The following is a 26179-nucleotide window of genomic DNA, read 5'->3' as shown; positions in this document are numbered from 1 at the left end:
GACTCAGCCTGCCATGAGACCGGCGAGTCCGCTGACGATGCCGAACGAGATGCCGAGCACCCAGCCGAGGACGAGCAGTCCGAGGAAGACGTAGCCGAGGATGAGTCCCCACTTGCCCATCTCGTTGTCGGCGCGACCGTCCTCACGCGAGCGCCTGCGAGCGATGTGACCGGTGATGATGCCGACGACGGGGCCGATGAAGTTGAATCCGAGGAAGGTCGAGAGCGTAGCGACCAGTGAGATGATGCCGAGCACCTTGCCCGGATCCTCCTCGGTGCGCTGATGCTGATAGCTGCCGGCGGCCTGGTAGCTCTGCGGGGCGTCCGGGTAGTCCAGCGGCGAATGGGGCGGCAGGGCCGGGCCGGTGCTCTGGGGATGGTCGAACTGTCCGGGGGTCGGTGCGGGTGCTGCGTTCATGATGTGTGAGTCTCCTCTGCGATGGCTGATGAGACCAGCCTAGGAAACCGCAGCCGCTCGCGACAGGGACCAATCCCCCGATCCGGTGGAGGAAATCCCGACCTTCAGCGCACGTCGACGAGGGCGTGGTCCTGCCTGCCCATGAGGTAGAGGAGGAGCTCGAGCGGTGCACCGGTGATCGTGACGCCGTCGCCTTCGCGCTTCTTGCCGGCGGAGCGGGTGCCGAAGCCCGGTGCCTCGATCGTCACGGGGCCGTCGGCCTTCGCGGCAAAGGGAAGGAGTGCGACCTTCGTCTGCGCCCAGACGGTCGCGGTCTCCGACTGTGAAAACCGGCGCGGGATCCACTCGATGGCTGCGCGGCGGATGTCCTCGTGGTGAACGAGGAATTCGGTCGTGTTCATCGCGGACTCGACGCCGGGCAGAGCACCCGGAGTCCACTTCGGCGGGGAGGCGACGAGGCCGAGCAGCTGAGCATAGGGCATCGACGCGTAGTCGTTCTCCTTCGCCCGTCTGCGGTCGTCGAACTTCGAGACGAAGATGCCCAGAGCCGCCGAGGGGTGGCGTTCGCGGATGATGAGGTGAGTGGCCAGGTCCCTGGTCGTCCACCCTTCGCATAATGTGGGGGCGTCCTCGCCCGCACGGCGGGCGGTGTCGACGAGTCGCAGTCGTTCGGCGCGAGCCAGATTGTCTCTCATGATTCTCAGTCTTTCATCCTCGGCTTGGACTCACCTGGACGTGGGCGAACCGCCTGACCTGCAGGCACGCCTCCACGGATGCGGGCCGCCTCGGCGGTCGTCTCACCTCGCTGCCCAGAGTGCGACGAAGTCGGCGACCCGGGAGATCGACCGGTAGTCGGCGAGGTCATCGCCGCGGGTGGGACCGTCGGTGACGATGACGACGGGCTTGCCGTCCTTCGCTGCGGCACGGACGAAGCGCAGGCCCGAAAGCACGGCGAGAGAGGATCCGAGCACGACGAGCCCGCGCGCGTCATCGCAGATCCGGTTCGCCTTCTGCAGCCTGGCCGGCGGCACCGAGTCGCCGAAGTAGACGACATCGGGTTTGAGCAGTCCCCCGCATTCGGGGCAGTCGAGGACGACGAATCCCGCGGTGTCGTCGAGTTCGACGTCACCGTCGGGAGCGGTCTCGACGTCGATGGGGTCGATGCCGACCTCGTGGGCGAAGTCCGGGTTGAGTTCGCTCAGTCTCCGCTGCACCCAGTCGCGGGCGAACAGGTGCCCGTTCTTCAGGCAGATGACCCGGTCGAGGCTGCCGTGGAGGTCGATGACGGGACTGGGCGCGAGATCCGCGCCGCAGTCGGCACGGTCGGCGGCGACCGCCTCGGCGGCGGCCTGATGGAGTCCGTCGACGTTCTGGGTGACGATCCCGGCCACGGGCAGCCCGGCCAGCGCAAGGTGCCCGGCGTTCGGTCGGGCGCCGCGCATCCGGGGCCAGCCGACCCAGGAGCGCGCCCAGTACCGTGCTCGCTGATCCGGGTGGGAGAGGAAGGTCTGAATGGTCATCGGGTTGCGCGGGGTCGCGTCGGGTCCCCGATAGTCGGGGACGCCGGAGTCCGTGCTCATCCCCGCGCCGGTGAGCACCGCCCAGTCCGTGCTCGCATAGTCGCCGGTGAGGACGTCGACGATCTCATCGTCGGGGTGGCTGGCTGCCGGACGGGTGCGTCCGCGCATCGGATCGAAGATGACGGCCATGGCACCACCTTATGCGCGGGGGCTGACCCGAGTCATTCCCGGGGCTAGGGTGGGGACATGGTCAACGTGCTGCTCGTTCATCACTCACCCTCCGATGCCACTTCGCAGATCGCCGAGGCGGCCCTGACCGGGCTGCGCCTTCCCGAGCTCGGCGACATCGAGGTCACCGTCCGGCCGGCTTTGGAAGCCAGTGCCGAGGATGTGCTGGCCGCCGATGCGTATGTGCTCGGCACGACGGCGAACTTCGGCTACATCTCCGGTGCCCTCAAGCACTTCTTCGACACCACCTATGACGCCGTGCGCGAACCCACAGCGGGTCGGCCGTTCTCCTACTGGATCCACGGCGGCTACGACACCACCGGGGCCGAGACCGCGATGAAGCAGATCACGACCGGCCTGGGGTGGACGCTCGCCTTCGACCCGCTGATCTTCACCGGCGAGGTCACCGAGGACCACCTCGAGAAGGCCACAGAGCTCGCCGCCACGGTTGCGGCCTCGGCGCTCTGACGCACATCTCACCTCAGCACTCTGAGGCACCGGCCACCGCGACTCCGCTCTGCCTTGCGCGTGAGTCCTCGGGGGCCTATGCCCGCACCGAAAGCCATCATCGAAAACCTCTTCGCGAAACTATTTTCCATATTGGAAAGCAGTTGGTACTGTGAAACTACTTCCACAGATCGCATCGGACTTCCGACCGATGCCCGAGCAGAGGATCCGACGTGAACACCACCCCCACCCCGGAACAGGCCAACGAACTCCTCGCCCAGGCCGAGGCCAGTCAGACACAGGCCCGCACAAACGACGCCTGGCCGCTGGTGACGCTGTTCTTCGTGCTCTCGGCCGGACTCTCGGTCGGGCTCGTCGCAGTCGGTCTCATCGAGGACAACACCACTCAGCTCATCGCCCTCGGGGCCGGACTCGCCTGGCTCGTGCCTGCCATGATCGTCTACCTCATCAAGGCTCTGAGCTGGAGCCGCCGCTCAACTGCCGTACTCATCATTTGGCTTGCCGTCATCTTCATCGGCTTCATCGGCGGCGTCATGGCCGACTCCCTCGCCACCTCGACACCGATCCCGTTCATCGCCGCCGGACTCCTGTGGGTCGCGGCCCCGGTCTTTTCCCTGCTGGCCCTGCGCCGCTGAGGCAGCACTGAAGCGACGCGAACCGAGCGCAATACACCGATTGTTCGGTCGATCCACTGCGTTTCGAAGCTCGATTTCGAGGCGGATCGACCAAACATTTTCGCCACCGCAGCCAGCAAGCGGCACGACAGCCAGCGACCGGCACAACTCGACGAATTCATTGAAGGAGTAGCCACGATGACGGCGAAACAGAACTCCACGACAGACCCCGACGAGGCGCACGCAGCCGACAACGCACACGTAGCCGACGACGCACAAGCGGCGGAGGAAAACGAGGTGATCCCCAACCTCGGCGTTTCGATCGCACAGCTCGAACCGGATCTCAACAACCCCACCCGGCTGGGCATCGTCTCGAGCCTGAAGAACCGAGAGCGAGCGGAGTTCAAGCTGCTGCGCGACAGCCTCGGCGTCTCCGACTCCGTCCTCTCGCGCCACATCACCGCCCTGGAGAAGACCGGACTGATCGACGTGAAGAAAGGGTATGTGGGCAAGCGGCCGCGCACCTGGGTCTCAATCAGCACCGAGGGACGGGGACGACTGGAGTCCCACATCCGTGCACTGCGCGAGCTCGCCGGCGGGTGAACCTACCGCACCCTGAGGCCGCGTATTCTGAGGCCGTGACCACGATCAAACCGTTCCACTCCCGGGACTCGGCCTCGGAGCACGCGACCGAGCGCCGCCTGCCCCGCTACTCCGCCGGGCAGGTGCGTCTGCCGATGCAGATCCTCGGCTCCGCGGAGACGATGGACCGTGAGACCTACTGGGCGGAGCACTCGCATCCGACCCATGAGCTGCTGTGGCGGGACAGCGGTGTGGGAACGGTGACGATCGGCGCCCGGACGTGGACGATCACACCACCCCTGGGGATGTGGATTCCGGCCGGCGTTCCGCACTCCGGGTGGACGCCCGCCGGAGTGGTGGTCAATGCGGCCCAGTTCGACGTCGACGAACCCCCGATCAGCGATGTGCCGAACGCAGTGAGAATCCACCCACTGCTGCGCCTGCTGCTCGCCAGGCTGCAGACCCTGGAGCCGCAGACCGAGTCCTATGTGCTGACCGAGGCGATGATCCTCGATGTCATGCCACCGGCCGAGCACGAGGTCCTCCTCCACCGTCCGACCGCCGAGCTGCTGGCACCGATCGTCGACGCAGTGCTCACCGACCCGAGCGATCCCACGACCCTGCAGAAATGGGCGACGCGCCTCGGCACGAGCGCCCGCACCATCACGCGCGCCTTCGCTGCCGAGACGGGCCTGAGTTTCAACCGGTGGGTCACGACCGCCCGCATCCAACATGCGATCACCCTCATCGGTCTCGGCCAGGAGATCCAGGATGCCGCCGTCGATGTCGGCTACGCCTCGGCGAGCGCCTTCACCACAGCATTCAAACGGATCACCGGGACCACCCCGGCCCAATTCAGAGCCGAGCCTCCCATCATCGTGTCCGATTGACGAAACCGACTGTCGGAATTGCTCGATTGCGCCAACCCTTTCCCTCGGATACTTTGATGAGGCACACCTAATTAATTCTTCTTTCCAGGTGTGTCTCAAGCATCTTGCGAAAGGCAGCAATGACCCGTTCAGTCCGCGCCCTGGCCATCTCCGCCACCATGGCCACCGCCCTCGTCCTCTCGGCCTGCTCGTCACCGGACTCCTCCGCCGATGCCGATTCCGAAGACGGCTCCTGGGAGCCGGTGACGATCGAACACGCCCTCGGCACGACGAAGATCGAGAAGAAGCCCGAACGGGTCGCCACCGTCAACTGGGCCAACCACGAGGTGCCGCTGGCCCTCGGCGTCGTCCCCGTCGGTATGGCCAGTGCCGACTTCGGCGACGACGACGGCAATGGTGTCCTGCCCTGGGTCGAGGACAAGCTCGAGGAGCTCGATGCGGAGACCCCGACCCTGTTCGACGAGACCGACGGCATCGACTTCGAAGCCGTCGCGGACACGAAGCCCGATGTCATCCTCGCCGGCTATTCGGGTCTGAGCCAGGAGGACTACGACACTCTGTCGGAGATCGCGCCGGTCGTCGCCTACCCGGAGACGGCGTGGGGCACGCCGTGGCGGGAGATGATCGAGATCAACAGCGAGGCCATCGGCATGAAGGACGAGGGCGAGAAGCTCATCGGCGACCTCGAATCCGAGATCGATGACAAGGTCGCCGACCATCCGGCGATCAAGGACAAGTCGACGATGTTCCTCACCCACGTCGACCCCTCCGACCTCTCCGAGGTCAACTTCTACACCACGCATGACACCAGGGCGATGTTCTTCGACGACCTCGGAATGAAGGCGCCTGAGAGCATCGCGAAGGCCTCGGAGGAGACCGACCAGTTCTCCTCGAAGGTCAGCGCCGAACAGGCCGATGTCTTCGACGACGTCGACATCATCGTCACCTACGGCGACGACGAACTCGTCAAGACCCTCGAAGACGACGAACTGCTCTCGCAGATGCCTGCGGTGAAGAACGACGCGATCGTCAACCTGCCCGGCGATCAGCCCCTGGGCACCGCGGCGAACCCGACTCCGCTGTCGATCTCGTTCATCCTCGACGACTACCTCGACGAGCTCGACGCGGCCGCGTCGAACGGCGAGTAGGACGCACCGACCTCGATGACCGTTCCCACCACCGTCGAGTCGACCGCCGCCCGGCTGCGGCGGTCGACTCACGTCCGCCTCCTGTGGATGCTGACAGCCCTCGCCCTCATCATCGCCCTCATGGTCGCCTCGATCATGATCGGCTCCCGCAGCGTCGACCTCGGCGATGTGCTCGCCGCACTCGGCGGATCCGCCACCGGCTTCGACCAGGCCGCCGTGGCCAAACGCATCCCGCGGACCCTGCTGGCCGTCTGCGTCGGCGCCGCCCTCGGCGTCTCCGGCGCCGTGATGCAGGGAGTGACCCGCAACCCCCTGGCCGATCCCGGCATCCTCGGCGTCAACACCGGCGCCTCCCTGGCCGTGGTCATCGGCATCGCGAGCTTCGGCCTCACCACCGCCTCCGGCTACATCTGGTTCGCGATCGCCGGTGCCGCCATCACCTCGGTGTTCGTCTACGCCGTCGGCTCGCTGGGCCGGCAGGGAGCGACCCCGCTCAAGCTCGCCCTGGCCGGTGCCGCCACCGCTGCCGCCCTGTCCTCGTTCATCTCCGCCGTCGTCCTCCCCCGCGGTGACATCGCCGACCTCGCCCGCGACTGGCAGATCGGCGGAGTCGGCGGAGTGACGATGGACTCGGTCGAACTCATCCTGCCCTTCCTCGCAGGCGGCTTCCTCCTCAGCATCTACTGCGCGCCGGGGCTCAACGCCCTGGCCCTGGGCGACGAACTCGCCGCCGGCCTCGGACAGCACGTGGGCCTGACCCGAGTCCTGTCCGCCGCCGGCGCCGTCGTCCTCTGCGGTGCCGCCACCGCCGTGGCCGGGCCCATCGGCTTCCTCGGGCTTGTCATCCCCCACGCCTGCCGGCTGCTCATCGGCGTCGATCACCGGTGGCTGCTGCCGTTCTCCGCGGTCACCGGCGCCGGCCTGCTCACCGCCTCGGACATCCTCGGACGCATCGTCGCCCGCCCCGCCGAACTCGACGTCGGCATCCTCACCGCGCTCATCGGCGCACCGTTCTTCATCGCCATCGTCCGCCGTCAGAAGGTGAGGTCGCTGTGAGTCCGACCCCCACCCGTTCGCTGGCCCCGTCCACCACCGCCGAGGCGGTCGCCGGGCTCCGTCGTGCCCGGACCCGCCGCTGGGCGTCGGTCGTGACCGTCCTATCCGTGCTCGTCATCGCCGTCTTCGTCGCCAGCCTGATGATCGGTCAGACCTTCTACCCCATCGACGAGGTGGCCCGTGTCGTCGCCGGCCAGCAGGTGCCCGGAGCCTCGTTCACCGTCGGTCGCCTCCGGCTGCCCCGAGCGGTCCTGGCGGTGCTCGTCGGACTGTGCTTCGGCCTCGGCGGAGTGACCTTCCAGACGATGCTGCGCAACCCTCTGGCCAGCCCCGACATCATCGGCATCAGCTCCGGTGCTTCTGCCGCCGCAGTGTTCGGCATCGTCACCCTCGGCCTCGGCAGCACGGGCGTCTCGGTCCTCGCGATCGTCGCGGGCCTCGGAGTCGCCCTGCTCATCTACGCCCTCGCGTTCAAGAACGGAGCCGCCGGAATCCGCCTCATCCTCGTGGGCATCGGCATCTCCTCGATGCTCACGGCACTGATCAATTGGGAGCTGACCCGGGCCGCACAATGGGATCTGCAGGAGGCGCTGCGGTGGCTTGCCGGCAGTCTCAACGGAGCGAACTGGGATGCGGTGATCCCGGTGCTCATCGCCCTCGTGATCCTCTCCCCTCTGCTGATCGGCCAATCGAAGAATCTCGCGATCACCCAGCTCGGGGACGACACTGCCGAGGCGCTGGGCGTCAGGGTCTCCCGGACCCGGCTGTTCGTCATCGTCACCGCCGTCGGACTCATCGCCTTCGCGACCGCGGCGGCCGGGCCCGTCGCGTTCGTTGCGTTCCTGTCCGGTCCGATCGCCGCCCGGCTCACCGGTCCCGGCCCCTCCCCGCTCATTCCCGCCGGACTCGTTGGGGCGCTGCTGGTGCTCACCGCCGACCTCGTCGGCCAGTTCGCTCTGGGCACCCGATATCCGGTCGGCGTCATCACGGGCATCCTCGGTGCCCCGTATCTTCTCTACCTCATCATCAGGATCAATCGTTCGGGAGGCTCCCTGTGACCACGGATCATTCGCTCTCAGCTGAGGATCTGCATCTGTTCTACGGAGGCGCCGACATCATCTCCGGCCTGAGTCTGGAACTGCCGGCCGGGGACATCACAGGCATCGTCGGGGCCAATGCCTGCGGCAAGTCGACGCTGCTGAAGTCGATGTCGCGACTGCTCACCCCGCGTCAGGGGCGGGTGATCCTCGATGGGCGTCAGGTGCATTCGATGCCGGCCAAGCAGCTGGCCCGGACCTTGGGCCTGCTCCCGCAGACGCCGATCGCCCCGGAGGGCATCACCGTCGCCGATCTCGTCGGGCGCGGCCGGCATCCGCATCAGGGGGCGTTCTCCCGGTGGAGTGCCGCCGATGATCTCGCCGTCGCCGAGGCGCTCGATGCCACCGGGACCGCCGACCTCGCCGATCGGTCCGTCGACGAGCTCTCCGGCGGTCAGCGGCAACGGGTGTGGATCGCGATGGCCCTGGCTCAGCAGACCGACATCCTGCTGCTCGATGAGCCCACGACGTTCCTCGACGTCAACCATCAGGTCGAGGTGCTCGACCTGCTCACCGAACTCAATGCACGCTCCGGGGTCACGATCGTCATGGTCCTCCACGACCTCAACCTCGCCGCCCGCTACTGTGATCGGCTGGTCATGCTCGCCGGAGGTGGAATCCACGCCGCAGGCACCCCCGCCGAGGTGCTCACCGAGGACAACGTCGAAGAGGTCTTCGGTCTGGCGAACCGGATCATCGACGACCCCGTGTCCGGTCAGCCGCTGATGCTGCCGATCGGCCGCCACCGGACCCTCTGATCGATCCGGCCGTGGCCGTCGCCGGCACCGAACCGTCGCCCGGGCCTGCTCAATTCCCAGCTCTGCGGGCCACCATCTCCCTGATCCAGACGGGGGCGAAGGGCGAGGTGCATCCCGGGGACGTCGGGTAGTCACGGAGCACACCGAGGCGCTCACCGATGTCGATGGCCCGGCCACGCAGCCCCGGGTTCTCGATGCCGATGGCGGCAAGGGTCTCATTCATCGCCCACTGCAGTCGTTCGGGCGCATCGGCCATCTCGGCCTCGATCACATCCAGCAGGCCGGGCAGGTCGAGCCCCTCGGGACGACGGTTGACCCGTTCTGCGGTCAGCGCCCAACCGGCAGAGGCCACCACCGGGTCGGAGTCATCCATCCAGGACCGCCGGAGTGCTTCGGCGTGTGGAGACTTCTTGACGATGTAGCTGACCAGCCAGCCATGGACCTTCGGAACCCGGGAATCGCGAAGCATCGCCTCGAGCTGTTCCCGACTCCACGATTTGGGGCGCATGATGAGGATCGCGACGAGACGGGCCGCAGTGTCACCGGTCTCCCACAGCTCAGCGGCGAGTTCGTCGTTCTTCTTCAGGTCTTTCGCCACGGCGCGCAGCTTCGTGAGGTTGACTGCGTGATCGTCGCCGTGACGCTGATTGACCGCGCGGATCTTCTCGTCCTCAAGTGAGGCCAGGGTGGAGAGCACCTCGGTGCTGGTGGTCATCGTTGCCTCCCGGATCTGGTCGGACGGTGTGAGCCGATGATAGCGAAGAAGCGGCCCGACCGCCGCAGGTCGCTCTCAGCGGTCCACTCAGTCGTCGTCATCGGAATGCGGAGACGCCGCGATCTCGGCCGCACGCTTCCTCTCCCGACTGAACCCGAGGAGGACGACGACGAGTCCGACCAGGACGCCGATGACGGTTTCGATGGCCCGTGAGGTCAGCAGTTCCGCCACCGGCTGCGGGTGGCCGAGCTGCGTCATCAGCAGCGCCAGCGGGGTGATGAAGAGCAGCGCCACCGAATAGTTGCGCAGCACGAAGATCTCGGCGAAGAACTGCAGCAGGATGACCCAGACGACGAGCTGCCAGTCTGCGGTGGGGAAGGACAGCAGGAAGGCGGTGACGACGACACCGCCGAGGGTGCCCACCACTCTGTGCAGCCCGCGTTTGAGCCTGGCCGAGCGCCCCGGCGGGGTGATCGGGGCGACCGCGGCGACCATCGCCCAGTAGCTGTGGGAGAGGATCGGCAGCACGTCGATGAGCAGGGTGCCGAGGATCCCGGCGATGAGCGGGGCGATCGTGAAGCGGGTGGCGTGCGCGGCGAGGTTGGCCTTGCCCACCGGGGAGAGTCCGACCCGGACATAGGACTGCTTCTCCGGCGGCATCCGTTCCCCGACGAGGTGGGCGAGTGCTCCCAGACCGATGCTCACCAGCGCCGAGGCGGCCGCCACCCCGATCGCGATCGGCACCGGCGATCCGTGCGGGATCGACCCGACGGCTCCGGTGGCGAAGATGAAGAAGATCGACCCGCCCGGTTTGAGGCGGAAGCGCAGGGCCAGGGCCGCGCCGAGTCCCGAGACCAGTGAGGTGACGACGATGAGCACCCAGATCGAGGCGTGTGCGGTGGACAGCGTCGCACCGATGCCGACGCAGACGACGAGGATGATCGCTGCAATCGACTGCCGCCGGGTGCGTGAACGTGGGGATTCGAAGCGGGCGTAGATGCCGGTGAATGCTCCGAACGCGGCGTAGACGGCGAGGTCGAGGCGGTCGATTCCGAGCAGCACGAGCAGCGGGATGGCGACTCCCAGGGCGATGCGGAACGCGGGGATGTGGTCGCGTTCGCCCGGTGGGATGCGGAAGAACTCCTGCACGTGACTCAAACGGATTCGGCCTCTTTCGGACTCGGGAACGGAACCCGGTGACGGGTTCGCTGATTGGGAGGATGAGCTGGACGCTCCCTTCGATCCTAGTCCTCCCCCGACCGTGTGCGTGCCGCCTGCCGGTTGAGGTGGTCGCGTTCGGCGAGGCTGGCGGCCCGTTCGGCGGCCCGGGCGTAGAGGCGGGCGGCCGTCTCGAGGTCTCCCAAGCGTTCGCGCAGGTGCGCTTCGACGGCGAAGTAGCGAGGCAGATCCTCATCGAGTCCGCGCAGTTCGGCCAGTCCTGCCGCCGGCCCATCGGCCTCGCCGACGGCCACGGCCCGGTTGAGGCGCACGATCGGGGTGTCTCGCAGCCTCAGGAGTTCGTCGTACCACTGGGCGATCTGCACCCAGTCGGTGTCATCGACGTGCTGAGCGTCGGCATGCAGTGCTGCGATCGCCGCCTGCGCCTGATATTCGCCGAGGTGGTCACGGGCGAGCGCGGCTTGGAGGGTCCCGATGCCTTCGCCGATGAGTCGGCGATCCCACAGGCTCCGATCCTGATCGGCCAGGGCGATGAGCCGGCCGTCGGAGTCGAAGCGGGCGGCTCGGCGCGCGTGGTGGAGGAGCATGAGCGCGAGCAGACCGTCCACCTCGGCGGAGTCGGTCATCGTGCCAAGCCGCCGGGTCAGGCGGATCGCCTCGGCGACGAGGTCGAGATCCCCGGAGTGGCCCTCGTTGAACACGAGGTAGAGGGTGGTGAGCACCGAGGACAGGTCGCCGGGCGTCGTGAGGCGGCGGCCGGCGATGGTGGTCTTGGCCCGACTGATACGTTGGGCCATCGTCGCCTCGGGGACAAGATAGGCCGCGGCGATAGGCTTCGTCGTCAGCCCTCCCACGGCCCGTAGGGTCAGGGCCACCGCCGAGGCGGGGCTCAGCTGCGGGTGGGCGCAGAGGAAGTAGAGATCGAGGGTGTCATCGGCATTCCGGGCACCGCCGGTTTCGGCGAGGGTGGCGGCCGCGACCCGCTCCTCTCTTCTGGCTCGGGAACCTTCGGAGCGCACGCTATCGAGGAACTTCCGCCAGGCCACGGTCACGAGCCATCCGCGCCGATCCCGGGGCGGATCGCCCGGCCACGTGCGCAGGGCCTCGATGAGCGCGTCCTGAACGGCATCCTCGGCGGTCGCGAAATCTGCTCCACGGCCGACGAGGACGCCGATCACGGCGGGGACGAGCTCACGCAGCTCGACCTCGGCGAGGGGATCCGCACCGATCATCGCGGGCTCCGTTCGCGTCCCTGCTCACTCGTCCACGCACGGGGCGTGGTCGAGGAAGGGCCTCAGTTCGAGCCATTCGTTGATCGGTTCCCCGTTCTTGCCCGGTGCCGCCGAGAGCTCCGCGGCGAGTTCGAGGGCGCGGTCGTAAGTCTCGACGTCGATGACCATCCAGCCTGCGATGAGGTCCTTCGTCTCGGGGAACGGTCCGTCGGTGACCGGCGGCCGGCCGGCCCCTCCGGATCGGACGAAGGTGCCGTCGGGCTGCAGCGCCTGGGAGTCGACGAACTCGCCGGAGTCTTTGAGACGGTCGGCGAAAGCGTTCATGTACGCGATGTGCGCATCGACTTCCTCAGGGCTCCATTCGTCCATCGGGGTGTAGTCCATGTACTGCTCGGGCATCCGGTAGTGCTTGAGCATGAGGTACTTGGCCATGATCGTCTCCTTGTCTCGTGCCGCTCGCACCGGTTGTGCTTGCTGACACCTCTGGGACGAAGCCGCGGGTCGGTTCTCGACATCGTCGCCGGGAAATCCTTACCAGGATAGGCCGATGTGTCCGACCTGGAACATGAGTCACCGGATGCGAACACGAATCAGCCTCGGTGAGAAGCTCACGCTGAGAAGCTGAACAGGTAAGTAACACCGACAGCCACTTGCTTGATCGCCCATGAGACCAGGAGCAGACCATGAAGACCAACGTCCTTCTCAAGACCATCACCGTCGCCGGAGCCGTGGCCGCGACCCTGTCGCTCTCGGCCTGCGATATGCACATCTCCTTCGGCCAGGAGGGCCAGGAACAGGGGCAGAGCCAGGAACAGGAACAGGGCCAGGCACAGGAAGCTGACGATGCCGGCGCTCCCGCTGCCGAGGAGTCCGCCCCCGATTCGGACGCCGGGCAGGGCTCGACCACGGGCAGCGATTCCACCACGTCGAACGATTCGGCCACCGACGGCACCACGTCGAACGGAAGCACGAGCAGCGGCGGATCCACGGATTCGGGAAGCGCCACCTCGGCGAGCGATTCCGGATCGTCGTCGAGCGGCTCTTCATCGAGCGGGTCGAGCGGTTCGACCGAGAACGAGGGCTACTCGGGCCCTCGCATCGGTGAGGACGGAGTCGAACTCGACCAGGACGGCTATGGGAAGATTCCCGCCGACGTCTTGGAAAAGGACATCACGAACGCCTACGCGAAGCGGGGCACCACGGTCGACACGGTCGACTGCTACGCGGATCTGCGGATCATGGCCCACCGCGGTTCGCAGAGCTGCACCGTCACCGCCGCCGGCAAGAAGCACTACGGCACGGTGAAGATCACCTCGGCGTCGCAGTCGGGCATCGGCTACAGCCTCGAGTTCCCGAACATCTGAGCCGGCCCCCTCGACCGCTCCCCTCGAGCTTCCCGCGATCCGCTCGCCTCGAGCGACTCGCATCCCCACCGCACTCCCCTGGTCATCTCGACCCGGGGAGTGCGGTCATTTCTGGCATCGAACACCCTGAGATGGAACAAGTTCGCCTCCGTCATCGTTGTCCCTGCTGTGGGCATCGGCGCAGGCCGTGACCCCGCCCTCGTCAACCGATCAGGAGACAAGATGGCACGACGCGTCCAGTACACCTCCAACGGCGACATCGATCAGCTCCACCTCGCCGAGGCGGCCACCCCCGAAGTCGGCCCCGGCCAGGTCCTCGTCACCGTCCTCTACGCCGGGCTCAACCCGCTGGACTGGAAGATGCTCCAGGGCGGTCGCTTCGGCACCGTCGAGGGCAGTTCGGGCAACGGCGTCGACTTCTCCGGTGTCGTCGCGTCAGTCGGTGCCGGAGTCGAGGACTTTGCGCCCGGCGACCTCGTCTACGGCGGGTTGCCGAAGCAGGCGCAGACCGAACAGCTGCTCATCGAGGACCCCGCGGACCGTCTCGATCGGATCCCCCGCGGGCTCGGAATCGACACCGCCGGCGGTCTCTACATCACCGGGCGCACCGCGATGTCCGGGATCCGGGCCTTGAATCTGAGCGAGGGCGAGACGCTCTTCGTCTCCGGGGCCTCCGGAGGAGTCGGCATCATCGTCGCTCAGCTCGCGCGCAACCTCGGCGCCCGGGTCATCGGCAGCGCCAGCGAGGGCAACCACGAATTGTTGAGAAGCCTCGGCATCGAACCAGTCACCTACGGTCAGGGCCTGTGGGCGAGTGTCCGTGCACTTGCCCCGAACGGGATCCAGGCCGCGTATTCGACCCAAGGTGAGGACGAAGTCGAAGCGATGATCGATGCCGGCGTCCCGGCCGAGCGCATCGTCTCGATCGGAGCCGGGCCCGCCGTGGCGGAGAAGCACGGGGTGAGCACCGCCGGAGAGTCCGCCGCTCGCCGGGAGGACATGGTCTGGCTCGGTCAGGCGATCGCCTACGGCCATATCCATGTGCCCATCAACCGAGTCTTCGACGTCGACGAGGTCCAGGACGCCTACCGGCACCTGCTCAACGCTCACCCGGCCGGGAAAGTCCTGCTGCGCTTCCCCGCGAAGCCGCTGACCGATGAGCAGCGGGCTCACCTGCACTGACAGCAACGACGACAATCACGACCGATCACAATCCACCACAGATAGATCCACCACAGAAAAGGAGCACCATCATGGCCATCTCCGATAAGAAGATCGCATTCCTGCTCACCCGCGGTGTCGAGCAGGTCGAGCTGACCAGCCCCCGCGCGGCGCTCGACGAGGCGGGCGCCACCACCGTCATCGTCTCCCCGTCCGAGGGAACGCTGCAGGCGATGGAAGGCGATTGGGAGCATGCACAGACCTTCGACGTCGACGTTCCCGTCTCCGATGCCTCGGTCGATGACTTCGACGCTCTCGTCCTGCCAGGCGGAACCCTCAACGCCGACGCACTGCGGCTGGATGAGGACGCCGTCGACCTCGTCAAGGCGTTCTTCGCCGCAGACAAGCCCGTCGCCGCGATCTGCCACGCCCCGTGGATCCTCGCCGAGGCGGGAGTGGCGAAGGGACGGAAGCTCACGTCGTTCATCTCGACGAAGACCGACCTCATCAACGCCGGAGCCGACTGGACCGACGCCGAGGTCGTCGTCGACGGCAACCTCATCACCTCCCGCAACCCCGGCGACCTCGACGCGTTCAACAAGGCGATCGCCGACAAGCTGAGCTGAGCAGGGACGACGCATCCCTCGCCGAGGTGGGGCCACCTCGGCGAGAGATCATTCGTCCGGGCCCGGCAGGGCCGCAGAAGAACTCCCCGAAACGATCGTTTCGGGGAGTTCTTCCGTAGGCACAGGTCGCGCACTAGTTGCCTCTGTAGCAAGTGAGGCTATGGATCACTCAAGGCAACATTGCTACAATTGATCTCCAAGCAGGAGGAACACCATGTCCGCTTGATCTCCAAGCAGGAGGAACACCATGTCCGCTTGATCTCCAAGCAGGAGGAACACCATGTCCGCTTGATCTCCAAGCAGGAGGAACACCATGTCCGCTGAGGCGTACGAGCCCATCCAGATCAGAACCGCCGGCAACCACGTCGAGGTCGACGGTCTCAACCAGGCTGACATCTCGGCCGCCATCGACCTGTATCAGGCCGTGGTCCAGCGCCAGGTTGAGGCGCGCGCTGACTTGTCAGCTCAAGTCAACAAGGCCTTCGCGGAACAGAACCTGGACCTGATCTCCGGGGAGTCGCAGAAACAGGTGATCCAGAATGTCGCCCTCCGCGAACGACTCCTCAAAGAGGAAGGGTTCCTCACCTACGCCTCACTCGCCGAACTGCGGGACTCCACCGAGAAGGCAGCACGCACCTGGGTAGCCCGCCAACGTGACAGGAAAGAACTGTTCACGGTCGAGATCAGAGGCCGAACACTGATTCCGCAAGTTCAGCTGACCTCAGCAGGCGACGTTGATCCATCGATCGCAGAGCTGACTCGACCATTGCTGACCTCCGGTCTTGGTGGTTGGAGCCTCTGGGCGTGGTTGACCAACCCGACGGGTCGGTTGAGTGGCGAGGTCCCTGCGAAGCTGGTCCGCACCGACATGGCCAGAACGCACCGGGCTGCTCAACGGTACGCGTCGGAACTTCGCCTGGCGCAGGGCGCGGACTCCTGATCGTGCCAATCCCACCCGAAGATCTGGTCTGCCCCGATCCTTCAGGGTGCCCCGTCGCTGTCGACGAACTGTCGGATCTCGCAGCGGCGGGAAACCTCCCCCAAGCAGACATGGATGCCGACCACGACTGGTTCAGGGTCTACGACGCTCGAGACGGGTACGCGGAACCGAACCCCGGCTTCGGGGACACCCGGTTCGCGCCCTTCGACGACGCCGACGGCGTTCGCGTCCCCACCTTCTATGCGGCAGACTCTCTGGCTGCGGCGCTGTTGGAAACCAGTCTGCATGACGTGACCGGGATGAAGCCTCGACTTGTGTCTGAGCATGCTCTGCTCGGGAAGCACCATGCCCGTTTGGTTCCACCGGAACCTCTTCGTTTGGCGGATCTGCGTGACTCGTCTCTGCAGACGCTGAACATCCCACGACAGGCTGCCGTCACAAGTTCTCAAGAGCACTACCCTTGCACACGTCGGGTGGCAAAAGCGATGCACTCCGGCCCCCAGCAGGCGGCCGGAATCATGTGGCACTCCCGTCAGGCCGAGCTCAACGGCCAGCCAGCCGCGGTGACTGCCGTCCTGTTCTGCGACCGAGTGCCTGTCCACCGCGGCGCCTGGACCTTGGCGCAACAGCCGGGGGCCTCCGGTCCACTGCTGGAGGGGCACGGACGCCTCATTCTGGACAAACTCGCCGTCGAGCTGGGCGTCACCATCGTGGACGAGGGGCTCTAGCGGGCAGGCGTCACGTGAGATCTTGACAGCCCAGCATATGATCTGATCATGCCAGCTTCCCCGTTCGTCAAGGCGACGACTCCTGCCCTCGCGGCTCTGCTCATCGGGCTCCTGCTCACACTCTTCGCTACTCCGCCCCCTGCCCATGCCGCGTACCCCACATCCGGGGCGATCGGGTCCCTGCACAAGACGCTCGGAGGGAACGCGGGCAAGCTCGGCCCGGCCACCGGTCCGCAGCGGTGCACGCTGATCCAGAAGGGTTGCTATCAGTCGTTCAAGAACGGCAGCATCCATTGGACGAAGGCGACCGGTGCGCATGCCACCTGGGGCGCGGTCCGCACCGCGTGGAAGAAGTCCAGCTGGGAGCGCGGGCCGCTCGGATACCCGACGAGCAATGAGTACCGGTCCGGGTCCGAGATCAGGCAGAAGTTCCAGCACGGTCGCATCGCCTGGACGGCGAAGTCCGGCGCGAAGATCACGCTCACAAAGACGGCGAAGACGGCGGCCCCTTCGTCGTTCACGGTGACCGGATCGGGCTTCGGCCACGGTGTCGGTATGAGCCAGTACGGGGCACGCGGAATGGCTGCCGCCGGGAAGTCCTCGACGCAGATCCTCGAGCACTACTACCACTCGGCGAAGGTGACGACGACGTCGAAGAACGCCGATGACAGCCTCAGGGTGCAGCTGCTGACCGGGAAGAAGTCGGTGACGGTGACACCGCGATCCGGGCACCTGCGCGTCAAGGCCGGGTCGAAGACCATCGAATCGGGGGCGAAGGTCACCATCGAACGCACCTCGTCCGGCACCGTTCAGGCGAAGATCGGATCGAAGAGCTATGCGGGCGCGAAGCTCGTCGTCGAATGGCAGGGCACCCGGTATTGGAAGGGCTCAGCGGCGACGACGGTGTCGGTCAGTGGGGCGCAGAACGGGGCGAGCGGCACCTACCGGCACGGTCGACTCGAGATCGGGCAGCTGAACAGGACGCTCAACGTCATCAATGTCCTGAAGCTCAACAAGGAGTATCTGCCTGGGGTCGCCGAGATGCCGGCCTCCTGGCAGTCCGAGGCGCTGCGCTCCCAGGCGATCGCCTCCCGCACCTACGCCTACCGCAACCTCGGTGCGCCGAAGGCCGCGTGCGGGTGCAATGTCTACGATGAGGTGGCCTCGCAGCGCTTCCTCGGGTGGAACCATGAGAACGCGAAGGATTCGGGTCCGTGGCGCAAGGCCGTGGCGGCGACCCAGACGACGAGCGGATCGACCGTGAAGTCGGCCCGCGTCATCACGTACAAGGGCAGCCTCATCGACGCCGTCTACTCCTCTTCGGCGGGCGGCAGGACGCATTCGGCCGCCGAGGTGTGGGGGTCGGCCGTGCCCTACCTCGTCTCCGTCGATGACTCTCCGTCGAAGTATGCCTCGGCGAAGAACCCGAATGCCTCGTGGACGGTGACCATCAAGCAGGCCGACATGGCGAGGGCGTTCGGTCTGAGCGACGTCCGTTCCCTGTCGGTGTCGAAGACCAGGTCGGGCCTGGTGAAGACGGTCAAGGCCACCTCGATGGCAGGGAAGACTGCCAGCCTCACCGGCGCTCAGCTGCGGACGAAGCTGACGCTGAAGTCCCCGTCGTTCAGTGTGAAATGACGGATCGCGTCCCCGCGGCTAGGTAGTCCCTCGGCGGCAAACTGGCCTCAGGTAGCGCGAAACTCGAAAAACGCGTCGCCAGTGACGACTTTTTCGAGTTTCGCGTTACCTGAGCGACTCTCTCCAGCGGATTCAGACTCCTGCAGGGGTGAGCAGACCCTTGTTGACGAGTTCGGCTTCCTTCTCACGGACGATCGGGATGACGGTCTTGCCGAACGCCTCGAGTTCTTCCTGGAAGTGGAGGAACGCGGTGAGGACGAGGTCGACGCCGAGCTTCTTGTATTCGATGATCCGGTCGGCGACCTGTTCGGGGGTGCCGATGAGCTGGGTGCGGAAGCCGTCGTTGTACTGCACGAGGTCTTCGAAGCTCGAATCGGCCCACATGCCCTTCTTGTCCGAGGTCGAGGCACCCGCCTCCTGGACGGACTTGCGAAAGCCGTTGACCGATCCTTCGTCGGCGTGGGCGATGATCTCGCGCAGCTGTTCGCGGGCCTCTGCCTCGGTGTCGCGGACGATGGCGAAACCGTGGAGTCCGAAACGGACCTTCCTGTTGTTCGCCTCGGCGACCTTCGTGACGTCGGCATACTGCTCACGGAAGCCGTCGAAGTCCTTGCCGTTGGAGAAGTACCAGTCGGCGTGACGGCCGCCGTTGTCGCGGGCGGCCGTGGAGTTCCCGCCCTGGAAGATCTCCGGGTAGGGCCGACCTTCGACCGGGTAGGGTCCGGGCCGGAGGGTGAAGTCGTTGACGGTGTAGAAGTCGCCGCGGAACTGCACGTTCTCCTCGGTGAAGAGTTTGCGGACGACCTCGATGAACTCGGCGGAGCGGCGGTAGCGTTCGTTGTGGTCGAGCCACGGCAGCCCGAGCTTCGTGTATTCGTCCTTGAACCAGCCGGAGACGACGTTGATCGCTGCGCGGCCCTTCGAGAACTGGTCAGCAGTGAGGATGTACTTCGCGAGCACCATCGGCTCCCAGATGCCGGGGTGGATCGCGGCGATGACCTTGAGCCGCTCGGTCGCGAGGAGCAGTGCCAGGGAGATCGAGGTCGACTCATGCTGTTGGGCCGCACCGTAGCTCGAGAGGTAGCGGACCTGACTGAGTGCGTATTCGAAGCCGACGTTCTCGGCGGTCTGGGCGAGCTTGACGTTGTAGTCATACCCCCAGTCGGTGCGCTGCTCGACGTTCGAGACCACCAGGCCGCCGGAGACGTTGGGCACCCAGTAGGCGAACTTGAGGTCTTCGGGCTGCCCCGTGTAGATCGGGTTGGCGGAGATGAATGGCTGCGTGCTGGCTTCGGTCATGGCGTTTCGCCCCTTTCCACCACTGTCGGCGGTCGCAGGTGATTGACTCAGCCAGCGTAGTGAGACTCACACCACACCATGCACCGGGACTTCGCACGCCGACGCGCGCTGTCACAATGACACACTTCGCCATACACCGTCATCTGACTTGCGCAACACCTGAGCCAGTCGTCTGGCGCGCGCCGCATCCGGGCAACCCGGGTTCGCGCGCGGGTGGCCGCAGAGCATCCCTCACCGTTCGCCCCATAACTCCCCGTTGCAACGGGGTGTTTTCTCGGCAACGGTGATGGATGCCTCGGCAGCTGTAGGAGTTATCGCCACGCGGAGGACGTGCTGCGAATGGCGACGGACGGCCTGAATCGCCGCCGAACAACGAAGTCCCGGCCCGCAGCATCTGCGAGACCGGGACTTCCGTGGCGGAGGATAGGGGATTCGAACCCCTGAGGGCGTTAACCCAACCCGCGTTCCAGGCGAGCGCCATAGGCCACTAGGCGAATCCTCCGCGGATCAGCTTATCCGAGTCGTGACGACAATGCGAAATCGCAGTGGCCGAGTGTGAACCATCACACGATCCTCAGGTGAACGGGTGCCTCGTCGACCGCACCGGCGACTGCTCCGTCGTCCGTCCCGGCGAGCACCTCGGCGCGTCTGCGCTCGATGCTGCCGTCGTTGATCCACCCGTGCAGCGTCTCCAACCGCGACCGGGTGAGCGAGTCCACGGGCTGGTAGACCGAGAGCGTCAGCCGTTGGTTCTCCTGCGCGATCATCGTCGTCATCGTCATCTTGAGTGTGCCGACGTACGGGTTCTCGATGCTCTTGACCCGACCGGCCGAGCGTCCCACCGCGCCCGAATCCCAGAGTCGGCAGAACTCCTCATGCCGACGCAGGCGGCTCAGCAGCGGCGACCATTCCGGGTCGTCGATCGACTCCGCGTACGAGGCCCGCAGCTTCGCGACCAGGTGCGGCCGGTGTCCGTCGTCGCTGCGGAAGGCTCGCGCCCATTCGGGATTCTCGAACGTCTGGATGGCACAGTTGCGCTCCCCCGCCGCGAATTCCTCGAGGTCGGAGGCGAGGTACCTCTGCACAGTGTTGTGCGCGAGCACCGTATTCCGGGGGTCCGTAACCATCGCCGGCAGCGGCAGCATCTCGTCGAGCAGGGTGCGCATCGCCTCCCCCACCGCGGAGTCCCCGGGGTTCGCCACCCGGTCGGGATACCCACCGAGCAGGAAGAGATGGGCACGCTCCTCACGATCGAGCAGGAGCGCCTCGGCGATGGATTCGAGCACCGATTCCGAGGGTTGGACGTCTCGTCCCTGCTCGAGCCACGTGTACCAGCTGGTGCCGATGTTCGCGAGCACCGCGACTTCTTCGCGGCGCAGCCCCGGCACCCGACGGCGCCCGCCTGTCGCCAGACCCACGTCACAGGGGCGCACCCGGTTGCGTCTCGAGCGGAGGAAGAATCCGAGCTCCTCGTTTCTCACTTGTGCCATGCCTCCATTGTCCGCCCGAACCGCCCCGCCCAGCCAGGTGGTGCAACCAACACCATCCACACGCCCTCCCGGAATCGGCTGGCGGACTCGACACTGGAGACATGAGAAACATTCCCGAACACACGACCGCCGACAGCACGGCGCCCACCGACACCATCACCGAGGCGGCTCCCCGCCCCGATCCTGCCGACGTACCGGCCCCGACCCTTTGGCCGCTCCACCTCGGCGCATTCCTCGCCACGTTCATGTTCTCCGTGTCGAACGTCGCCATTCCCGCGGTGAAGACGAACCTCGGTGCCGGGGAGTCGACCTCGGCGCTCGTCGTCGGCCTCTTCTCCGCAGCCTTCGCCGCCGGCCTCATCCTCTGCGGCCGGATCGGCGACCGCTTCGGTCGTCGCCGCCTGTTCACCATCGGCACCGGCGCCCTCGTCCTCGTCTCCCTCGCCGTCGGACTCGCCCCGGACTCACTGACACTGCTCGTCGCTCGCACCACACAGGGACTGGCCGCGGCGGTGATGATGCCGCAGATCCTCGCAAGCTTCCAACACGCGCTGGCCGGGTCCGCCCGGCTGAGGGCGCTCAGCCTCTTCGGCGCCTTCTCAGGCGTCGGCACCGTCGGCGGCCAGGTCCTCGGCGGGGGTCTGATCTCGGCCTTCGGCGGCACCTGGGGCTGGCGCGCGGCCTTCCTCAGCTGCGGAGTCGTCGCCCTCGCCGCCTTCCTCGGCTCGCTCAAGCTCACCGAGTCCCGCAGCGCGCACCCGGCACCCCTCGACGTGCCCGGTGCCGTTCTGCTGGGCATCGGCATGGTCAGCCTCGTCATCGGCCTCGCTCTCGGTCCCGTCACCGGATGGCTGCCGCTGCCGACGCTCCTGCTGGCCGCCTGCGCGTCCGCCCTCATCGCATTCGCACTCTGGCAGAACCGCGCCGAGGTGACCGGACGCGACCCGCTCATCCCACCGCAGGTGGTGCGCGTGTCCGCCGCCTGGATCGGGATGGTCATGGCCCTGCTGTTCTTCGCCGGTTTCGGCACCTTCCTCTATGACTTCGCGCTCACCTCGCAGACCGGCCACGGGGACCCCGCCGCGGTCTCCGGACTCACCCTCGGCCTCTTCGCCGCGGCCTTCCTCATCGTCTCGCTCCTCGTCCCCCGCGTCGTCGGTCGCCTCGGCGGGCCCGGCACGATGATCCTCGGCACCGCCCTGCAGGTGATCAGCCTCCTCGGCGTCGCATGGGCCTCGGCCGAAGCACCGGCCACGGAGTGGAATCTCTGGTTCCAGCTGCCGGGCATCGTCCTCGGCGCCGCTCAGGCACTCCAGTTCGGGCCCCTCGTCGGCACCGTCGTCGGAGCGGTCCCCGACCGGGTCGCGGGCTTAAGCGGCGGACTGATCTCGACGATGCAGCAGGCGGGCATCGCCGTCGGCGTGGCCCTGCTCGGGGCGCTCTTCCACGTCTTCACGCTCAGCCTCGGGTACGACTCGGCGTTCGCCCTCGCCTGCCTCGTCCAGGTCGGGCTGAGCCTGGCCTTCGGTGCGGGTGCGCTGGTTCTGCTGCGTCTGAATCGGCAGTCACGGGACCACGAGACGACCATCGTTTTGTGTGCCGAGGATGCTCTCGACTAGACTGGTCGCTGGCTCCCCGTGCGGCGCCATCTTGTGAACTCCCCCAGGGCCGGAAGGCAGCAAGGGTAAGCGAGCTCTGGCGGGTGCACGGGGAGTCCTCTTTCCCCGAAGATCACAATTCCACAACTCCCCTTATCCTCCGTCGGCCCAGGTCAGCACCGACCTCTCCCGCCTGCGAGCGCCCGATCCGGGGAAGATATGCGGATTCTTTAATACTTTCGTGATTTCACTTCACTACCATTGCTCGAAGTTCTCATCCCTGTGCTCGAACGAGGTTTCCCTGTTGTCCACGAAGATCCATGGGGCCGTTGCCGCCCTTTCGGCGTTGGCCCTTCTCACGGCGTGCACGCCGTCGAGCTCCGACCCTGATGCGACCCGCAATGATGCGAAGACCGCCGAGGCGGCCGACGAACCCGTCTTCCGTGTCGGAACGGTCACCGACGAGGACGCCGAGGCCGGGGCGACGTCCGCTCCGACGTCGACGGCCCAGCCCAGCGGGGACCCGACCTCCTCGGCTTCAGCGAGTGGCGATGCGACCTCTCCTGCCGGGATCCCCACCGGCGAGGAGTTCGGCGAGGCCGTCGAGACCGGCGACAAGCTGAACTTCGACCCCGGGAACCGGGTCGGCATCTCCGTCGAGAACGCCACCCTCACCGACATCACCCTCACCGAGGAAGACCACCCACGCATCTCCGCCGACTCCGGGAAGTTCTTCGACACCGACGGCCAGGCCCTCAAGGCGGATGAGGACGCACAGGCCGGATCGTCGACACCGAGTGAGACCGCGTCCGAATCGAGCGACGAGGAGACCGCCGACTCCGAATCGACGAAGGATGCGAAGAAGGACGACGACGCCGAGGCGGTCGAGGCCCCCGATGATTCTGCGGCGTGGGTCTCGACCTACGATCTCGTCGCCGACAGCAGCTACACGCTCACAGCCACCGCGACCACGCCTGATGGCGACGAAGTCGATGTCACCACGGACGTCACCGTCGGTTCCACCGATGCCTCGCCGATGTCGGTGCGCACGACGCTGTCGGACGATCAGACCGTCGGTGTGGCGGCTCCGATCATCCTCAGCTTCGGCTCCACCGTGTCCAAGGAGTTCCGGGACGATGTCGAGCATCGGCTCTCGGTCAAGGTCACCGATGAGGACGGCAAGAAGCGCAAGGTCGAAGGGTCGTGGGCCTGGCTGCCCGATGACCCGCAGTCCCGCCTGCATTTCCGGCCCAAGGAGTTCTGGCCCGCACATTCGAAGGTCTCCGTCGATGTGCCGCTGAAGAACGTGCCCACATCGGAGAACAGTGTGGGGCAGAACGACCTCACCCTCGATTTCGAGATCGGACGCAAACAGGTCGTCGAGGCCAGCGCGAAGACCCACCGGATGACCGTCACCCGCGACGGCAAGGAAGTGATGAACTTCCCGGCCTCGCTCGGCGCCCCGAAGTCACCGTCGTACAACGGCACCCATGTCGTGATGGCGAAGGCCGCCGACTATACGATGACCTCCCAGCAGTGGGACTACGAAACCGACGTGCAGTGGGCCGTGCGCATCCACAACAACGGCGAATTCATTCACGCCGCACCCTGGTCCGCAGGGGTGCAGGGTTCGCAGAACGTCTCCCACGGCTGCATCAACCTCACCACCGAACGCGCGAAGCAGTACTACGACTCCGCGATCTTCGGCGATCCCGTCGAGATCACCGGTTCGGATGTCAGCCTGTCGACCGAAGCCAGCGACATCTCCGACTGGGTCTACAGCTGGGACGACTGGAAGAAGCTCAGCGCCCTGAACTGACCGGCGCTGCTACTTGTCGAGCTTCTTCACGGCCTCGTCGATCATGGGCACGTAGCGCTTGAGCGTCCATGGGACGGTGAGCGGATTGATGATCGAGGAGCCGGTGACGAACGGCTGATCGTCCGGCGCCACGACGGCTCCGGCCTTGACTGCGGGAATGTTCGCGTACAGGCCCTGCCCTTCGACTTCCTTCCGGTTCTTCTCATCCGAGTAGAAGGTGAACAGGAGGTCGGAGTCGTTGAGCTTGTCGGCGTTCTCCAGACCGATGAGCGCCGAGTCCGTGCCCGGCTCGTCATAGTCCTTCTTCAGCTCATCGATGACCGGGTCCGGGGTCAGCCCGAGGGCCGAGACCATGGCCACACGCTGTTCGGTGGGGTAGAAGACACCGAGCGTGCCTGGGCCGTCGTTGTAGACGAAGGAGAAGGTGAGGCCCTTGTACTCATCGCGCTTGGCGTCCTTGAGCTGCTTCTTGACGTCCTCGACGAGGCCTTCGGATTCCTCTTCGTGACCGAGCGCCTTGCCGATCGTCGTGATCTGGTCGTCCCATTCGATCGTCCACGGCTGCTTCGGATACGCCACGGTCGGAGCGATGTCCGTGAGCTTGTCGTACTGCTTCTGAGTGATGCCCGACCACGGGGCGAGGATGACGTCGGGGTCGAGTTCGGCGATGGCTTCGACATCGAGCTCGGTGTCTCCCTGGACCTGCTTCGGCAGCTCGTCACCCTTCTTATCGATGGCTTCCTTGATCCACGGCATGTAGCCGGAATCATCGCTGCCCCACGCGTACTCCTCCATCCCGACCGGGGTCTTGCCCAGCGCGATCGCGGTCTCGGTCGAGCCCTGCCCGAGGGTGACGACGCGTTCGGGTTCGGATTCGATGACGGCCGTGCCCAGCGCATGCTTGATCTTCACCGTCTCGAAGTCTCCGGAGCCGGCCTGCTCGGCGGCCTCCGACCCTTGGCCGCACGCGGTTGCGGTGAGCGAGAGGGCGACGAGTGCCCCGGCGATGACAGCACGACGGCTGCGAGGAACTGACATTCCTGTCCTTTCGACAGTGGATGGGGCCTCAACAGCCCCAGAGCATTGGCATAGGACAGCCTAACCTGACTCACCACGGTCACCGCAAGGCATGTGAGTCACTTCACGTCACACCGTCAGCTCGCCTTGCCTACTCACCTCGTCTGCTCAGAGCAGAAACCCTCGCCGAGGCGGCCCTGCGAATCGTAGGATCGCCCCATGACCGCTCCCTCGCCTTCCACCCCGACGCCGCCGCTGTGGCGTGAGGCGCTCGGCCGTGCCCTGCGTCTGCGCCGCACCGACCTCGGCCTGACCTTGGCCCAGGTCTCACGTCGCTCCGGGGTCTCCACGCAGTTCCTCTCCGAGGTCGAACGCGGGCTCAAGGACCCGTCGTCCGAGGTCATCGAGGCCGTCGCCGTCGTCCTCGGACTCGAGCTGCCGCAGGTCCTCGTACTCGCTGCCGGCGTCATGGACGCGAGACGCTTCGCTTCGGCAACCCTCACGTCGATCCGCTCGACTCAGGCCGCACCAGGTCCCCCGACAGCGGGCCAGGCACAGCTCTCCTTGGCCGCCTGAGTACTCTGGCTGCCTGAGC

The 26179-nt window shown here is 66.3% G+C and carries 27 protein-coding genes, 1 tRNA gene and 1 other RNA gene; 18 read left to right on the top strand and 11 right to left on the bottom strand.

Annotated elements, in window-relative coordinates; translation table 11 throughout:
• Positions 1-3 precede the first annotated feature (3 nt).
• From J9314_RS05065 to J9314_RS05055, 3 genes are all read right to left on the bottom strand, one after another.
• Positions 4-417, bottom strand: a complete 414-nt coding sequence (locus J9314_RS05065; protein ID WP_210604827.1) for a DUF4190 domain-containing protein — start codon at positions 415-417, stop codon at positions 4-6.
• Between the two features lie 104 nt (positions 418-521).
• The gene (locus tag J9314_RS05060; protein WP_210604826.1) at positions 522-1112 is read right to left on the bottom strand and encodes a TIGR03085 family metal-binding protein; all 591 of its coding nucleotides are present in this window, start codon (positions 1110-1112) and stop codon (positions 522-524) included.
• Between the two features lie 102 nt (positions 1113-1214).
• Positions 1215-2126 (bottom strand): Sir2 family NAD-dependent protein deacetylase, encoded by a 912-nt coding sequence (locus J9314_RS05055; protein WP_210604825.1) that lies wholly within the window; start codon positions 2124-2126, stop codon positions 1215-1217.
• 57 nt (positions 2127-2183) lie between these two features.
• On the opposite strand from J9314_RS05055, the gene J9314_RS05050 reads away from it, so the two are divergent.
• From J9314_RS05050 to J9314_RS05015, 8 genes are all read left to right on the top strand, one after another.
• Positions 2184-2633, top strand: coding sequence for a flavodoxin family protein (locus J9314_RS05050; RefSeq protein WP_210604824.1), 450 nt, complete (start codon positions 2184-2186; stop codon positions 2631-2633).
• Positions 2634-2845: 212 nt separating this feature from the next.
• A complete protein-coding gene (locus J9314_RS05045; protein WP_210604823.1) occupies positions 2846-3268 on the top strand; it encodes a hypothetical protein in 423 nt (140 codons plus the stop codon).
• Between the two features lie 177 nt (positions 3269-3445).
• A complete protein-coding gene (locus tag J9314_RS05040) occupies positions 3446-3850 on the top strand; it encodes a winged helix-turn-helix domain-containing protein (protein ID WP_210604822.1) in 405 nt (134 codons plus the stop codon).
• A 35-nt stretch (positions 3851-3885) separates the two neighbouring features.
• Positions 3886-4719, top strand: coding sequence for a helix-turn-helix domain-containing protein (locus tag J9314_RS05035; protein ID WP_210604821.1), 834 nt, complete (start codon positions 3886-3888; stop codon positions 4717-4719).
• Positions 4720-4838: 119 nt separating this feature from the next.
• Positions 4839-5867 (top strand): iron-siderophore ABC transporter substrate-binding protein, encoded by a 1029-nt coding sequence (locus tag J9314_RS05030; RefSeq protein ID WP_210604820.1) that lies wholly within the window; start codon positions 4839-4841, stop codon positions 5865-5867.
• 15 nt (positions 5868-5882) lie between these two features.
• Positions 5883-6923, top strand: coding sequence for a FecCD family ABC transporter permease (locus J9314_RS05025; protein ID WP_210604819.1), 1041 nt, complete (start codon positions 5883-5885; stop codon positions 6921-6923).
• Positions 6920-7981 carry a FecCD family ABC transporter permease gene (locus J9314_RS05020; protein ID WP_246490621.1) on the top strand — a complete coding sequence of 354 codons (1062 nt, stop codon included), beginning with the start codon at positions 6920-6922 and terminating at the stop codon, positions 7979-7981. The genes J9314_RS05025 and J9314_RS05020 overlap by 4 nt, the downstream gene beginning before the upstream one ends.
• Complete coding sequence (locus J9314_RS05015) at positions 7978-8778, top strand: ABC transporter ATP-binding protein (protein ID WP_210604818.1); 801 nt, start codon at positions 7978-7980, stop codon at positions 8776-8778. Before J9314_RS05020 ends, J9314_RS05015 begins: the two co-directional genes overlap by 4 nt.
• A gap of 49 nt (positions 8779-8827) precedes the next feature.
• Here J9314_RS05015 and J9314_RS05010 read toward each other — a convergent pair whose 3' ends face one another.
• The 4 genes from J9314_RS05010 to J9314_RS04995 all read right to left on the bottom strand — a co-directional run bounded on the left by J9314_RS05010 (position 8828) and on the right by J9314_RS04995 (position 12336).
• Positions 8828-9493, bottom strand: a complete 666-nt coding sequence (locus tag J9314_RS05010; protein WP_210604817.1) for a DNA alkylation repair protein — start codon at positions 9491-9493, stop codon at positions 8828-8830.
• Between the two features lie 87 nt (positions 9494-9580).
• The gene (locus tag J9314_RS05005) at positions 9581-10642 is read right to left on the bottom strand and encodes an FUSC family protein (protein ID WP_246490732.1); all 1062 of its coding nucleotides are present in this window, start codon (positions 10640-10642) and stop codon (positions 9581-9583) included.
• A 95-nt stretch (positions 10643-10737) separates the two neighbouring features.
• Positions 10738-11904 (bottom strand): RNA polymerase sigma factor, encoded by a 1167-nt coding sequence (locus J9314_RS05000; RefSeq protein WP_210604815.1) that lies wholly within the window; start codon positions 11902-11904, stop codon positions 10738-10740.
• A 24-nt stretch (positions 11905-11928) separates the two neighbouring features.
• Complete coding sequence (locus J9314_RS04995; protein WP_210604814.1) at positions 11929-12336, bottom strand: YciI family protein; 408 nt, start codon at positions 12334-12336, stop codon at positions 11929-11931.
• Between the two features lie 251 nt (positions 12337-12587).
• Between J9314_RS04995 and J9314_RS04990 the strand changes: the two genes are divergently transcribed.
• From J9314_RS04990 to J9314_RS04965, 6 genes are all read left to right on the top strand, one after another.
• Positions 12588-13268 carry a hypothetical protein gene (locus tag J9314_RS04990; RefSeq protein ID WP_210604813.1) on the top strand — a complete coding sequence of 227 codons (681 nt, stop codon included), beginning with the start codon at positions 12588-12590 and terminating at the stop codon, positions 13266-13268.
• A 222-nt stretch (positions 13269-13490) separates the two neighbouring features.
• Positions 13491-14450 (top strand): NADP-dependent oxidoreductase, encoded by a 960-nt coding sequence (locus tag J9314_RS04985; protein WP_210604812.1) that lies wholly within the window; start codon positions 13491-13493, stop codon positions 14448-14450.
• 71 nt (positions 14451-14521) lie between these two features.
• Positions 14522-15055: a type 1 glutamine amidotransferase domain-containing protein gene (locus J9314_RS04980; RefSeq protein WP_210604811.1), complete on the top strand. Its 534-nt coding sequence runs from the start codon at positions 14522-14524 to the stop codon at positions 15053-15055.
• A 313-nt stretch (positions 15056-15368) separates the two neighbouring features.
• Positions 15369-15995 carry a hypothetical protein gene (locus J9314_RS04975; protein WP_210604810.1) on the top strand — a complete coding sequence of 209 codons (627 nt, stop codon included), beginning with the start codon at positions 15369-15371 and terminating at the stop codon, positions 15993-15995.
• Positions 15996-16105: 110 nt separating this feature from the next.
• On the top strand, positions 16106-16723 hold the full coding sequence (locus J9314_RS04970) for an RES domain-containing protein (RefSeq protein WP_246490620.1): 618 nt from the start codon (positions 16106-16108) through the stop codon (positions 16721-16723).
• Positions 16724-16771: 48 nt separating this feature from the next.
• Positions 16772-18361 carry a SpoIID/LytB domain-containing protein gene (locus J9314_RS04965; RefSeq protein ID WP_210604809.1) on the top strand — a complete coding sequence of 530 codons (1590 nt, stop codon included), beginning with the start codon at positions 16772-16774 and terminating at the stop codon, positions 18359-18361.
• 132 nt (positions 18362-18493) lie between these two features.
• Here the strand turns inward: J9314_RS04965 and sfnG are convergent, their stop codons facing one another.
• The 3 genes from sfnG to J9314_RS04950 form a co-directional block, all read right to left on the bottom strand.
• Positions 18494-19660 (bottom strand): dimethylsulfone monooxygenase SfnG, encoded by a 1167-nt coding sequence (sfnG, locus tag J9314_RS04960; RefSeq protein ID WP_210604808.1) that lies wholly within the window; start codon positions 19658-19660, stop codon positions 18494-18496.
• Between the two features lie 414 nt (positions 19661-20074).
• Positions 20075-20162: transfer RNA gene (locus J9314_RS04955), tRNA-Ser, on the bottom strand.
• 61 nt (positions 20163-20223) lie between these two features.
• Complete coding sequence (locus tag J9314_RS04950; protein WP_210604807.1) at positions 20224-21150, bottom strand: helix-turn-helix transcriptional regulator; 927 nt, start codon at positions 21148-21150, stop codon at positions 20224-20226.
• 101 nt (positions 21151-21251) lie between these two features.
• On the opposite strand from J9314_RS04950, the gene J9314_RS04945 reads away from it, so the two are divergent.
• The 3 genes from J9314_RS04945 (at position 21252) to J9314_RS04935 (ending at position 24567) form a co-directional block, all read left to right on the top strand.
• Complete coding sequence (locus J9314_RS04945) at positions 21252-22769, top strand: MFS transporter (RefSeq protein ID WP_210604806.1); 1518 nt, start codon at positions 21252-21254, stop codon at positions 22767-22769.
• Positions 22770-22776: 7 nt separating this feature from the next.
• Positions 22777-22872: signal recognition particle sRNA small type (ffs, locus tag J9314_RS04940), an RNA gene on the top strand.
• A gap of 180 nt (positions 22873-23052) precedes the next feature.
• Positions 23053-24567 (top strand): Ig-like domain-containing protein, encoded by a 1515-nt coding sequence (locus J9314_RS04935; RefSeq protein WP_246490619.1) that lies wholly within the window; start codon positions 23053-23055, stop codon positions 24565-24567.
• Positions 24568-24576: 9 nt separating this feature from the next.
• On the opposite strand, the gene J9314_RS04930 is transcribed toward J9314_RS04935, so the two are convergent.
• Entirely contained in the window at positions 24577-25605 is a 1029-nt protein-coding gene (locus tag J9314_RS04930; RefSeq protein ID WP_210604805.1) for an iron-siderophore ABC transporter substrate-binding protein, read from the bottom strand.
• Positions 25606-25803: 198 nt separating this feature from the next.
• Between J9314_RS04930 and J9314_RS04925 the strand changes: the two genes are divergently transcribed.
• Positions 25804-26160 carry a helix-turn-helix domain-containing protein gene (locus tag J9314_RS04925; RefSeq protein ID WP_246490618.1) on the top strand — a complete coding sequence of 119 codons (357 nt, stop codon included), beginning with the start codon at positions 25804-25806 and terminating at the stop codon, positions 26158-26160.
• The last annotated feature ends 19 nt before the right edge of the window (positions 26161-26179 follow it).

It is taken from the genome of Brevibacterium oceani (genome assembly GCF_017948325.1).
Lineage (GTDB): Bacteria > Actinomycetota > Actinomycetes > Actinomycetales > Brevibacteriaceae > Brevibacterium > Brevibacterium oceani.
Note: the sequence above shows the minus strand (reverse complement) of the source record. Positions and strands in the feature narration are given on the sequence as shown.

Excerpts from the sequence above, each read along its gene's own strand:
- J9314_RS05065 (WP_210604827.1), bottom strand. The coding sequence starts at position 417 with ATGAACGCAGCACCCGCACCGACCCCCGGACAGTTCGACCATCCCCAG.
- J9314_RS05060 (WP_210604826.1), bottom strand. The coding sequence starts at position 1,112 with ATGAGAGACAATCTGGCTCGCGCCGAACGACTGCGACTCGTCGACACC.
- J9314_RS05055 (WP_210604825.1), bottom strand. The coding sequence starts at position 2,126 with ATGGCCGTCATCTTCGATCCGATGCGCGGACGCACCCGTCCGGCAGCC.
- J9314_RS05050 (WP_210604824.1), top strand. The coding sequence starts at position 2,184 with ATGGTCAACGTGCTGCTCGTTCATCACTCACCCTCCGATGCCACTTCG.
- J9314_RS05040 (WP_210604822.1), top strand. The coding sequence starts at position 3,446 with ATGACGGCGAAACAGAACTCCACGACAGACCCCGACGAGGCGCACGCA.
- J9314_RS05030 (WP_210604820.1), top strand. The coding sequence starts at position 4,839 with ATGACCCGTTCAGTCCGCGCCCTGGCCATCTCCGCCACCATGGCCACC.
- J9314_RS05025 (WP_210604819.1), top strand. The coding sequence starts at position 5,883 with ATGACCGTTCCCACCACCGTCGAGTCGACCGCCGCCCGGCTGCGGCGG.
- J9314_RS05010 (WP_210604817.1), bottom strand. The coding sequence starts at position 9,493 with ATGACCACCAGCACCGAGGTGCTCTCCACCCTGGCCTCACTTGAGGAC.
- J9314_RS05000 (WP_210604815.1), bottom strand. The coding sequence starts at position 11,904 with ATGATCGGTGCGGATCCCCTCGCCGAGGTCGAGCTGCGTGAGCTCGTC.
- J9314_RS04995 (WP_210604814.1), bottom strand. The coding sequence starts at position 12,336 with ATGGCCAAGTACCTCATGCTCAAGCACTACCGGATGCCCGAGCAGTAC.
- J9314_RS04990 (WP_210604813.1), top strand. The coding sequence starts at position 12,588 with ATGAAGACCAACGTCCTTCTCAAGACCATCACCGTCGCCGGAGCCGTG.
- J9314_RS04985 (WP_210604812.1), top strand. The coding sequence starts at position 13,491 with ATGGCACGACGCGTCCAGTACACCTCCAACGGCGACATCGATCAGCTC.
- J9314_RS04980 (WP_210604811.1), top strand. The coding sequence starts at position 14,522 with ATGGCCATCTCCGATAAGAAGATCGCATTCCTGCTCACCCGCGGTGTC.
- J9314_RS04975 (WP_210604810.1), top strand. The coding sequence starts at position 15,369 with ATGTCCGCTGAGGCGTACGAGCCCATCCAGATCAGAACCGCCGGCAAC.
- J9314_RS04970 (WP_246490620.1), top strand. The coding sequence starts at position 16,106 with ATGGATGCCGACCACGACTGGTTCAGGGTCTACGACGCTCGAGACGGG.
- J9314_RS04965 (WP_210604809.1), top strand. The coding sequence starts at position 16,772 with ATGCCAGCTTCCCCGTTCGTCAAGGCGACGACTCCTGCCCTCGCGGCT.
- sfnG (WP_210604808.1), bottom strand. The coding sequence starts at position 19,660 with ATGACCGAAGCCAGCACGCAGCCATTCATCTCCGCCAACCCGATCTAC.
- J9314_RS04950 (WP_210604807.1), bottom strand. The coding sequence starts at position 21,150 with ATGGCACAAGTGAGAAACGAGGAGCTCGGATTCTTCCTCCGCTCGAGA.
- J9314_RS04945 (WP_210604806.1), top strand. The coding sequence starts at position 21,252 with ATGAGAAACATTCCCGAACACACGACCGCCGACAGCACGGCGCCCACC.
- J9314_RS04930 (WP_210604805.1), bottom strand. The coding sequence starts at position 25,605 with ATGTCAGTTCCTCGCAGCCGTCGTGCTGTCATCGCCGGGGCACTCGTC.
- J9314_RS04925 (WP_246490618.1), top strand. The coding sequence starts at position 25,804 with ATGACCGCTCCCTCGCCTTCCACCCCGACGCCGCCGCTGTGGCGTGAG.